Genomic DNA, 11,724 nt, shown 5'->3' on the forward strand with positions numbered 1-11,724 from the left:
CACAATTGTGGGTTAGGAAACGAAAAATTTATGAATAAACCGGGTTTCAGACAGTAACTGCCTTCAGGACTATATATCTGAGTTCTGGCTCTGTAATCAAGCTTTTTTGCCGCGTACTTGGATGCGTTTGTCGGTTTTTTGTTTCTTAATCCAAGAGAGAAATTTCTGGAGTTCAGGGTCATTTTTGAGCTTTTCCAGGGTGTTGAGCTCTTGGGCGAGGTGTTTGTTGTCAAATAGAGAGTGAATCTGGCGGTGACAGGCTGAGCAAATGTCGATTGTCGGGCTGGGATCTTCGTTTTTCCGCTTGGTGTTTTGCTTGGGGATGAGGTGATGGGCGGTTAATGCTTCCATTTGTCGATCGCACAATTCGCACTGCATAATTTTCTCAATGCTGTTGGATAGGGGAATTGCTACTTTTAGTTTAGCGCGATCGGCTTTGATATCATTTCCGGTTACACTCCTTATGATGTTGACTGTTGACGGTTGACTGTTGACGGTTGACAGTGAACAGTGAACAGTGAACAGTCAACCGTGAACTCGAATTTACTATTCCGATGCTAACGGATTTGATATGAGGAGGTGAATGAAAGTCGATCGCACTCTCCAAACAATAAAAAAACCCCCAATTGGGGGTCATATAAATCTCTTGTGGCAGAGGTCGAAAAGCCTCTGGGATCACAAAATATACAGTAACAGAAACAAAACAATCCAAATCACATCCACAAAGTGCCAGTAAATCTCAGTCGCTTCGATTCCGAAGTGGTGCTCGCTAGAATAGTGACCTTGCGCGCGCGATCGCCACACCACCGCCACCATCAACAGCACTCCCAAGGTAACGTGCAAGCCGTGAAAAGCAGTCAAAACGTAAAAGCAACTGGCATACAAATTAGTCGTCAAGCCAAACTCTAAATGAGTGTATTCGTAAACCTGACCGAACAAGAAAACTGCGCCCATAGCAATAGTTACGAGCAACCAATTCCGCATTCCGGTGGCATCATTCTTTTTGATGGCAGTATCAGCATTGTGAATCACAAAACTGCTAGCAATCAAAATCAGCGTATTAATTCCCGGCAGCAACAACTCTCGCGCTGGCGTACCTTCAGGAGGCCACACGGGGGCCATCGCCCGATAAATCAAATACGCGGCAAACATACCGAAAAATATCATGCCTTCAGCGCACAGGAACACAATTACCCCTAACATTCGGTGGTCGGGGTGCTCGACACCGTGTGCTTCTACTTCGCCCTCGTGGTGGTAATTTAGGGCTGTTTTTGTCGGATCGATCGCTGGAATTTGCATAAGAAATTGGTAATGAAGAAGTCAGTTGTCAGTTGTCAGTTGTCAGTTGTCAGTTGGCATTAGTCATCAGTCATTAGTTAACAGTCAAAAGTCAACAGTCAACCGTCAACAATGCCCAATGACTAATGCCTGATGACTAATAACTATTCGCCATCTTGACTTTCATCAGCAGGAGAATCAGCATTTACCTCTGATTCAGGAGCGACCAAAGTTGCAGTACCCCCAAAGAAAGTTGAAGCTTGAGCCTCCGCAATAGGAATACCTGTTTTCTGGGCGTTGCGGGTAGCATTTTCCCTCAGCTTGAGCCTGAGACGTTCCCCAGTATTCTGAATTTTTTCCATGCCGTAATCGTAAGGCCCCGTTGCCAATACCGGCACTCCTTCAAAATTTTCGATAGGCGGCGGCGAAGTCGTCATCCATTCCAAACTCAAAGCTTGCCAAGGATTGTCACCTGCTTTCGGGCCGTACATCCAGCTCCAAATCACATTAATGATAAACGGGATTGTAGACACTGCCAGCATATAAGCACCGACAGTACAAATGACATTAATTGTGGTAAATTTCGGGTCGTACATTGCCACCCGCCGAGGCATTCCTTGCATACCCAAAGCGTGCATCGGCAGGAAAGTTACAGTAAAGCCCACATAGGTTAAAACAAAGTGAACTCTACCCCAAAATTCATTAATCATCCGCCCCGTCATTTTGGGGAACCAGTGGTAAAAAGCAGCGTAAATGCCAAACACTGAGCCGCCAAACAGCACGTAGTGTAGGTGAGCGACGACAAAATAAGTGTCGTGAACGTGAATGTCAAAAGGTACGGAAGCTACCATGATCCCGGTGATGCCGCCGAGCACAAATGTTGAGATAAAACCCATCCCAAATAGCATCGCGCTGACAAGCCGGAGTTTTCCTCCCCAAATAGTTGCCAACCAGCTAAATATTTTAATCCCTGTTGGTACGGCGATGATCATAGTCGTGATCATAAAAAACATCCGCAGCCAGCCGGGAGTGCCGCTGGTAAACATATGGTGAGCCCACACGATCAAGCCCAAAAAGCTGATAGCGAGACTGGAATATGCGATCGCCAAATAACCAAAAATTGGCTTGCGCGAATGCACCGGCAAAACTTCTGAAATCACCCCGAAAAAGGGCAGAATCATAATGTAAACTGCCGGGTGCGAATAAAACCAGAATAAATGCTGGTAGACGATGGGATCGCCGTTGCCTGTCGGGTTAAAAAATGCCGTCCCTGCTAACAAGTCAAACGACAGCAAAATCAAAGCTGCCGCTAAGACTGGAGTAGCAATCAAACTCAGCGCTGAAGTCGCAATCATCGCCCAGCAAAACAAAGGCATATCATTGAGACCCATGCTCGGAACCCGCATGGTAAAGATGGTAATGGCAAAATTCACCGCCCCCAAAATCGAAGAAGTTCCCAGAATCAAAACGCTGAGAATCCAAATTTCTTCTCCCGCTTGGGCAGTAACTAAGCTCAAAGGCGGATAGGAAGTCCAACCCGCCTGCGGAGCTCCTACCAAAAAACTGCTCAACAGCAACACGCCACCTACGGGAATCATCCAAAAGGCAACGGCATTCAGCCGGGGAAATGCCATGTCTTTGGCCCCGATCATTAAGGGGATCAAAAAGTTAGCAAATCCGGCTCCGGCGGGTACGATCCACAGGAAGATCATCACCGTGGCGTGAACAGTAAATAAACTGTTGTAGAGTTCGGGGGTGACAAAATCGGCGTCGGGGGTGGCGAGTTCTGTTCGCACCAAAGTTGCCATCACGCCGCCGATTAGATAGAAAATAAATGTTGTTACCAGGTATTGAATACCGATGACTTTGTGGTCGGTATTAAACGTGAAGTAGTCGCGCCAATGTCTATCGGCGGGCGCTGTTCCGCGAGCCTCAGTGTTGGCACTTTCTTGGAACTGTGCTTGTGTCATAGTTATTAGTCATTAGTTATTAGTCATTAGTTATTAGCTCAGGATCAAAGGCCCAGTGCCAGGAACTAATGACTATTTTTAGTGATGAGTTGGGTGAAGTTGTTCTAGGGTTTCGGAATTAATTTTTATTTCCCTGACGTAGGGAGCCAAAAATTCACCGTCTGACAATTCCCCAGGATTGACTGCAACTGCTTGCTCTAAGTTTTGACTGCTAGCAACTTGCTGGCTTTGCAGCCAACCGTCGAATTCTTCGGGCGTGTGAACGACTGCTACAGCTTTCATCGCTCCGTGATAAGCGCCGCACAATTCAGCACAAACAACCCGGTATTCGCCGGTTTTAGTTGGTGTAAATCTCAGTTCGCTCGGCCGCCCAGGAATTGCATCTTGTTTGAGGCGAAATTCCGGCAGCCAAAATGCGTGCAGCACGTCTTGAGCTGAGATATTTAGCTGTACGTCGCGGTTGAGTGGCATATGCAGTTCGCCGGAACTAACGCCGCTTTCTGGATAGCTAAAAATCCAGGCGTACTGCAAACCAGTGACATTTACAACTAAGTCGGCTGGTTTGTCTTCATTTTCTGGGGAAGCGCCTACCCCTAAAGCAACGAGTTTTTGAGACGGAATTTGAGGGGCGTTTTGGGGTGTATCTGAGAGTGTGGCTGCGATCGCACTTCCCCGCATTTTAGAGTGCGCTTGCATGGTGCCGTGGTCGTGATTGCCCATCGGATCGAGGCCTCCCATTGAGTTGTAAATCTCAAAACTGTAGACTCCGATTCCTAAAATAATCACCGCCGGCACGGCTGTCCAAAGAATTTCTAAGGGAAAGTTGTCATGCCAAGGCGGCCCGTCTGTATTGTCTCCTTGACGGCGGCGATATTTAATTGCAGCAACGATGAGAATTCCCTGCACCATGATAAATAGTCCAGTGGAAATGGTCATCATTGTATTGAAAAGTGCGTCTATGTCGGATGCTTCGTCAGAGGCGGCGATCGGCATCAAACCGTGATTCTGCCCGTACCAGAGACTGATCAGAGTCACTCCGATGCCGGCGAGCATGGTGAGGATGGAACTTGGAATGTTCACGCTGGTACTTCTTAATAGCGACACTTCTTCGCTTGAAAAATGAAGGAAGCGCCTCTGGGTTATCAAGTTTTAATTGTAAATGGTATTTTTAGTAAAATGTCTATCTTAAGGGTTACTTAAGGCTTAGTATGTTTGAGCGATCGCCCGCGCGCCTCAAAAGTACGTCTTTTGTACCTTGACAAAAATGATTAAAAATGGTAAAGAATCGCTCTGTTTGGCTGCTAAATTTGAGATGGTTTCTCAAACACCATCAAATGCTGCTGGGGCAACATATCTTTTGTCTCTTTCCATACTAAACCGACGGCGGCCATTTCTTTTTTCACCTGCTTCTGCGTCATTTTGTGCAAACCTTTAATGGGAATCAGCGGGTTTTCGCCTCGATACTCGATCGATACCGTGCGGCCTCCCGGTTTGAGTGCTTTCACAATTCCTTGCATCATTTCTCTGGGATATGCAAATTCGTGATAAGCATCGACCATCAAAACTAAATCTACACTGTTTTCGGGCAAATTCGGATTGTCGATACTTCCCAAAACTGGCTCAACGTTAGCAATATTTTTTTCTTGTTTATTCAATTTAATAAAATCTATCATTTCCGGCTGCACATCAACTGCTAAAACCTTTCCTTCTGGAACTAAGGGAGCGATGCGAAAGCTAAAATATCCCGTTCCCGCCCCAATGTCTGCTACAATATCGGTTGGTTTTAAATCGAGATTGTTAACTAATCGAGCTGATTTTTCCTCCATGCCGCGAGACGGTCTTTCCAGCCAACCAGCGCCTTGATATCCCATGACTTGGGCAATTTCTCGACCCATGTAAAATTTGCCGATACCGTCTGGATTGTGGACTGTTCGCTGCTGGTAAATGGCGTCGCCATTTGCGGTTTTACTTGCTGCTGCACAGGCATTGAGCGGCAACAGGCAAATTATTGCTAAGATAATTGCTGCTAGCGGTTTGATGAATTGTCGGTTTTTCACGATCGTCCTTAATGGTAGGTTTAATTTTTTCCTTACCAGGCTCTGCGCGGTAATGCAGAACCAGAGGAAGAGCCGAGCGAATATCGAGAATAGTTTAAGATTTAGCTGACAGCGGATTCTAACAATTTAATTGTACCAGAGTCAGCGTCGATTTCGACTTCTTGACCGATCGGCAAAGTGAACTGTTCCCGGATGTGTCCCACCATTGAACCATACCACGCAGGAATCTTCAAAGGGCGAATGTGGTCGGACAATACTTGAGGTAAGGTTAGGGACTCTTGGGGTTTTTCAGCTTCGCACTTGGTACACTGTCCGAAAATAAAACCTGATATTTTATCGAGAATGCCGGCTAATTTGAGCTGCGTCAACATTCTATCGATGCGATAAACTTCTTCGCCAACTTCCTCAACAAACAAAATACTGTTTTCCCACTGCGGTAAATATGCAGAACCCACCATTGCTGCGATTACTGATAAATTGCCGCCGATTAGTTTTCCCCTAGCTGTGCCCCGCCCGATTGTTTGAACTTGAACGCTTTGGGAGTTTTGCATCGTCACAGAACCTCCGTCAAACAAAACTTTTTTGACGTAATCCACTGTAAAGGGACTCCAAGTTGACGCACCTAAAGGGCCGTGAAAAGTAACTCTATTAGTTTTAGCATAAATCGCCAATAACAGCGCCGTAATATCGCTGAATCCCATAATAATTTTGGGGTTGTTGCCGATAATATTGTAGTCCAGGAGGGGCAAGATCCGAGCACAGCCCCAGCCGCCCATCCCGGTAAAAATAGCTCGCACTGAGTCATCGGCAAAGGCTGCGTTGACATCGGCGGCGCGATCGGCATCCTTGCCAGCTAAATAGCCGTAGCGATCGTAAAAATGCTCTCCCAATTTAACTTTTAAACCCAGCTTTTCCATAACTTTAAAAAAATCCTCGATTTCTTTTTTGTAGTTGAAAGCGGCAGGATTGATTAAAGCTACTGTATCGCCAACTTGCAGGCGGCGCGGCTTCACGATCGCACTTTTGGGAGATATGTTGGTTTGCGCGATCCGATTCGAGGGCTTCGCTAACGGCACAAGCTGAGTACCAATAGCAGTCAGCCCAAAAGTTGTCAGCAGAGCACGGCGGCGGAGAGTCATAGCTGTTATACCCTTGTTCGATTCAGTGAGGTACAGGTTGAGATTTTAGATTTTAGATTTTAGATTTTAGATTGGGGGATTGAGGAATTGTTAATTCCTTGATGAATGGATCACGCGAGCACTGTTATAGATGATTTTTGCTATAATTGTAAAGGAAAATTTCTGCCATATCACTTTAAAATTGCGAGTTTCAAATGAAAACCGACACTAAAATCTCAGCTAAAAAATCCTGGGCCAAATCTTTAGCCCTTCCTGCTGCGGAATTTCCGCTGACTCAGTTATCCGTTAAAAGCGGTAAAATTCCCGCAGGATTGCGCGGCACTCTCTACCGTAACGGGCCCGCACGTTTGGAACGCGGCGGCATGAATGCGGGACACTGGTTTGATGGCGATGGTGCAATTTTGGCAGTACATTTTACCGATGCCGGTGCTGCGGCTGTCTATCGCTACGTGAAGACAGCGGGATATCAAGCTGAGGAAAAAGCTGATAAATTTCTCTACAGTAATTATGGCATGACAGCACCGGTGCCTCTGTGGTTGCGGTGGACTAAATCTGTTAAAAATGTTGCCAATACTTCAGTTTTAGCTTTGCCCGATCGCCTTTTAGCTTTGTGGGAAGCCGGCTTGCCTCACAGCCTCGATTTGCAAACCTTGGAAACTCGCGGAACGGACGATTTAGGCAGTTTAGAGAGTGGATCTGCTTATTCCGCTCACTGCAAGCGTGACCCGATTACTGGGAATATTTTTAACTTTGGGATTGCACAGGGTGCGACTACAAAGTTGAATCTGTATAAAAGCGATCCTACAGGCAAAATCGTGCAAAAAGCAAGTGTTGCTTTAGATGGAATTCCCATGATCCACGATTTTGTCTTTGCGGGAAAGTATCTCATATTTTTTGTGCCACCGATGCGACTAAAAGCTTTACCAGTGTTAGCTGGAATTAGCAGTTACAGCGAGTCTTTTGAATGGAAACCAGAGTTAGGAACGCAGATATTAGTTATTGACTCTGAAACTCTCTCTTTAGTGAGTCGCGGCGAAACCGAACCTTGGTTTCAGTGGCATTTTGCTAACGGTTTTGTCAAGGAAGATGGTTCGGTAGCGGTTGATTTTGTGCGCTTCGCTGACTTTCAAACTAATCAGCGGCTGAAAGAAGTAGCGGCGGGCGAAACTCTCACCGATGCGGAGGGTTCCCTGTGGCGGGTGCATCTCAATCCTCAAACTGGCAAAGTGACAGCAGCCGAAGAATTGCTGGATCAAGCTTGCGAATTTCCGACGGTACCTGCTTCAGAAATAGGGCAAGACTCGCGATATATTTATCTGGCAATGTATCGGCCTGACGTTGATATTGTACCGGAACGTTACGGTGCGATCGCCCGTTTGGACACGCAAACCCGCAATCTCACAATTGCCGACTTGGGCGAAAATCGCTATCCCGCAGAGCCCATCTACGTTCCAGATATTTCGTCGGAGAAAGGTTGGATAGTAACAGTTATTTATGACGGCAATTCTGACAGCAGCGAAGTCTGGATATTTGACAGCGACGGACTTTCCCGCGAACCTGTTTGCAAGCTAGAATTGCCCGGTGTCATACCTTTGGGCTTTCACGGCACTTGGAAATCGGCAGTATGAGAAAATTGTAAAGAAGTGTTGCGGAAGATTTATTAAAAATTGTTGCCGCTTCTCTGTCAAGTTGTTAAGGTGTGTGTAGATAGGAAATTCTCATATCTAGGAGGTGTGGAATTGATAATCTGCATTGCTCAATTATCCTGTGCCAATTCGCACGAATCCCCGGCGATTTTAAGTCGCGGTTGCACAGGATATCGTCTGCCTCTGCGGACTAAAAAAAGAGGGGTAATTAAGCCCTGGCGAATAACCAATCCCGGCGAATATTCCCGGCGAATAAATTCGCGGCTGCACAGGCAAAATCCGCCTCCAGGGACTGAACAAAGAGGGGTTCTTGAACCCCAGTAAATGACAAATTCGCGGTGAATATCCCGGCGAATAAATTCGCGGCTACACAGGCAAAGTCCGCCTCCGCCGACTGAAGAAAGCCCCGGCTGATAACCACTCCCCGGCGAATAAATTCGCGGCTAGACAGGAAAAGTCCCTCTCCGCGAACTGAAGAAAAAGCGGTAATAAAGCCCGCTTTGGCATGATTCCAGATTAGGTTTTCTCATCTCAGCTTGGTCTGCTGGCATGAGGTTAAAAGACCAGATATTTGACTGATTTCTGGCAAACCCAAAGTAAAGTTTAGTTCAACTCACGCGCACGTTAGCGATTCAACAGTTTTTAGTTTTGAGTTAACCCCACAAATAAATGAGGTCTATCGAAACAAGATAGCCTTTTCAACAATTATGAATTATGAGTTGTTACCGCCAAAACATTCAACTCATAACTAATAATTCACAACTCACAACTCATAACTCCGTGCCGCAGTGAGCATCTACCAAAAGGTTTAATCTATGCAACTTCAAGGAAAAACAGCTCTTGTTACAGGAGCTTCGCGCGGAATTGGGCGATCGATCGCCCTGGAATTAGCGAGACAAGGAGTCAAACGTTTGTTGATTGTGGCGCGCAACCGCAGGCAATTAATTGAACTGGCAGAGGAAATCGATCTTTTTGGCACAGAAGTAGTGCCGTTAGCTTTGGATTTAACTCAGTCAGTAGCGGTGAATATTGCGATCGCCCAAGCTTGGCGAGATTGCGGCCCGATTCACCTGCTAGTCAACTGTGCAGGCGTCGCCCACCAAGCATCATTCTTGCGTTCTCCGCTGCCGTTAATCGAGGAAGAAATCGCCTTGAATTTACTGGGAACCTACACAATTACCCGCTTGATTGCGAGGCGAATGGCGACTCAAAAAGAGGGAACAATCGTCAATGTTTCGAGCTTAATGGGAAAAATTGCCGCGCCCACAATGGCAACTTATTCTGCTACCAAATTTGCGATTTTGGGATTCACCCAAGCTTTACGCAGCGAGTTAACAGCCTACAATGTTCGAGTCACAGCTTTGCTGCCATCTCTAACAGATACCGACATGGTGCGAGACTTGGAGCAATTCCGCTGGGTAGTGCCCACAACTCCCGAAAAAGTTGCCTTAGCACTTGTCGCGGGATTGCAGAAAGATGCACCGGAAATCTTGGTAGGATGGCAAAGTCATCTAGCAGTTTGGTGTCACCGAATTGCGCCTTGGTTGCTGGATTTTGTGTTGCGGATGGCGACTCCCGAACTTCGGGATAAATCGCGGGGCCGTAAATTGCGGGAGGCTTGATATAGCGGGCGATAAACCCTTTTATGGGCGGGATCTTCGGCCATTGGTGTCAGCTTAAGCTGTCAGCCCGCCCACTCGTTAGTCCGCCAGGGAATGAATTCCCTGTCGGACTATCGGACTGTCGGACTATCGGACTGTCGGACTATCGGACTATCGGACTGTCGGACTACCGATTTAACGTTAAGTTGATACCAATGGGCATTGCCGTGTCCCTAGAAGGGCTATGTACTTACTTACCAGCAAAAATGGTGTATATCATTTCCACTCCCCTTGCAAGGTAAAAGCAGCCCAATAATAGGGCGATTTCCATTTTTCCTCCTGCATCATTTCCATCTGCGCCGCCCTCAAAGCTGCCGCCGGTGCTAACTTCTGTTGCTGCATTTTTTGATAAAACTTTTGCATTAACACAGAAGTTCCTTCATCATCCACATACCACAAACTCACCGCCACCCGCTGCGCCCCCGCATACATAAAACCTCTAGTTAATCCCACCATTCCTTCGCCTTTAACATTCTGTCCCCTGCCCGTCTGACAAGCACTTAAAACCACTAAATTTGCCGCCAGTTTCAAGTTGAAAATATCCGTGAGGCGCAAGAAGCCATTGACAAGATTGCCTTTGTCATCTACCGTAGACATCAGAATTCCTGACAGTTCGGGATTTTTGCTGTTGGCTATGCCGTGGGTGGCGAAGTGAACGATTTGATAATTGGCTAAACTGCCATCGGTAGCAGTAGTGCGATTGGCATCAAAATCAATCTTTTGACGGATAGAAGCTGAGGGGAATAAGCTAGATATTGTTTGGGCTTCTTGGCGGCTAAATGGTAGGCGTTCGGGTGGCCATCCCCGATTAGAAGCACGAAGCGATTGATTTAAACCGAGGTTGTTTGCTTGTAATTTTTCTATTGTTTCTGGGGTGATTTTCCCTTTAATTCTTTCATCATCTGGACTGAAAACAGGGTCTGCTAAAATTGCTAAAGTTCGGCCCGGCGGTTTTCTATCTCCGTAATTTTGCCGTAAAATAGCGAGAGTTGAGGCAGAAGGCAGAGTGATAATTTCATGTTCGACAATTAAGGGAACATTGGTATTTTGTCCCCGGGTTTGGGCAAGAGTTAAAGCTTGAAAAGGGGTATAGTGCAGCACGCCGTCGGGAACAATTAATAAGCGTTTATTGCCTAATTGGGCTGCTGCGGGTTGTAAAATTACTTGACCCAGATTTGCACTTGCTTGGGCAACTTGTTGGGGAATATCTCTCTGGATTGGGCTAGTTATTGTCTCTAGGAAGTCCTTAGCTGCTGTTTCAATATCTGCGCGTTTTGGCAATTCATAGCTAGTTAGTCCTGTTGATGTCACAACCCACAAATAACTGCGGTTTTCACCGAGGGAATACTGCAATAAAATCGTGTTTTCATCGAGAATCTGTTTCTGAATTTCTGGCAGTGTTAAAGGTTGGGGTTGGGTGAGGGCTGCGTAGCGGGGGCTGGCGGTACGAATATTGGTTTGAAGTTCCTGATATTGTTGCAAAAGTGCGAGGCGCTGTTTGTCTATTTCATCGATTTTAGTTTGATTTGGATTGGGGGTGCTGACTGCTTCGATGCGCTGCTTTTCAAGGGCATCGAGTTGCTGTTGCAGGCTCTTTTCTTGTTGCAGTAAATCGGGGGAAATGCCTTCGCGAATGTTGGCGTTACTTTCAACGAGGAGTTCGAGGAGACTGCGGGCCCTCGAACGTTCGCTGGCTTCTAAGGCTTTGGTATCATAACCGAATTTAGGATTAGTTTTATGCAGTTGCATTAACAAATCGATGTAGAATTCGTAGTAGTTTTGTACTGTGGCAAAGTATGAGCTGCGGAGTTCAGGGCTGGCAATTTTGGTGCGGAGGCTTTCGATGATTTTGAGAGAGGATTCAATGTCATTGAGGGCTTCGGTAAGATTGTTTTGGTTACGTTTGACAGAAGCCCTGTTGTAAAGGGTGAGAGCTTCAAGAGCGGGATCGCCTACTGCCCGAAAAAGGGGGA

At 46.5% G+C, this 11,724-nt stretch carries 9 protein-coding genes; 2 read left to right on the forward strand and 7 right to left on the reverse strand.

The features are described from left to right. Positions 1–96: 96 nt before the first annotated feature. The 6 genes from QUB06_RS15245 to QUB06_RS15270 form a co-directional block, all read right to left on the reverse strand. Complete coding sequence (locus QUB06_RS15245; RefSeq protein WP_333435965.1) at positions 97–378, reverse strand: HNH endonuclease; 282 nt, start codon at positions 376–378, stop codon at positions 97–99. A 297-nt stretch (positions 379–675) separates the two neighbouring features. Further along, positions 676–1,299, reverse strand: a complete 624-nt coding sequence (locus QUB06_RS15250) for a heme-copper oxidase subunit III (protein ID WP_333435966.1) — start codon at positions 1,297–1,299, stop codon at positions 676–678. Positions 1,300–1,442: 143 nt separating this feature from the next. Beyond that, complete coding sequence (gene ctaD, locus QUB06_RS15255) at positions 1,443–3,248, reverse strand: cytochrome c oxidase subunit I (protein WP_333435967.1); 1,806 nt, start codon at positions 3,246–3,248, stop codon at positions 1,443–1,445. A gap of 78 nt (positions 3,249–3,326) precedes the next feature. Beyond that, positions 3,327–4,328 (reverse strand): cytochrome c oxidase subunit II, encoded by a 1,002-nt coding sequence (locus QUB06_RS15260; RefSeq protein ID WP_333435968.1) that lies wholly within the window; start codon positions 4,326–4,328, stop codon positions 3,327–3,329. A 221-nt stretch (positions 4,329–4,549) separates the two neighbouring features. Beyond that, positions 4,550–5,305, reverse strand: a complete 756-nt coding sequence (locus QUB06_RS15265; RefSeq protein ID WP_445251386.1) for a class I SAM-dependent methyltransferase — start codon at positions 5,303–5,305, stop codon at positions 4,550–4,552. Positions 5,306–5,406: 101 nt separating this feature from the next. Further along, the gene (locus tag QUB06_RS15270; RefSeq protein ID WP_333435969.1) at positions 5,407–6,444 is read right to left on the reverse strand and encodes an LD-carboxypeptidase; all 1,038 of its coding nucleotides are present in this window, start codon (positions 6,442–6,444) and stop codon (positions 5,407–5,409) included. Positions 6,445–6,638: 194 nt separating this feature from the next. On the opposite strand from QUB06_RS15270, the gene QUB06_RS15275 reads away from it, so the two are divergent. Both QUB06_RS15275 and QUB06_RS15280 read left to right on the forward strand, forming a co-directional pair. Continuing rightward, entirely contained in the window at positions 6,639–8,072 is a 1,434-nt protein-coding gene (locus QUB06_RS15275) for a carotenoid oxygenase family protein (protein ID WP_333435970.1), read from the forward strand. Positions 8,073–8,905: 833 nt separating this feature from the next. Continuing rightward, positions 8,906–9,712, forward strand: coding sequence for an SDR family NAD(P)-dependent oxidoreductase (locus QUB06_RS15280; RefSeq protein ID WP_333435971.1), 807 nt, complete (start codon positions 8,906–8,908; stop codon positions 9,710–9,712). Between the two features lie 255 nt (positions 9,713–9,967). Here the strand turns inward: QUB06_RS15280 and QUB06_RS15285 are convergent. Then, the coding region (locus tag QUB06_RS15285; RefSeq protein ID WP_333435972.1) for a CHAT domain-containing protein at positions 9,968–11,724 on the reverse strand (1,757 nt) is incomplete at its 5' end.

Origin of the sequence: Microcoleus sp. D2_18a_D3 (assembly GCF_036702455.1) — a bacterium.
In the GTDB taxonomy this organism is placed as follows: domain Bacteria; phylum Cyanobacteriota; class Cyanobacteriia; order Cyanobacteriales; family Microcoleaceae; genus Microcoleus.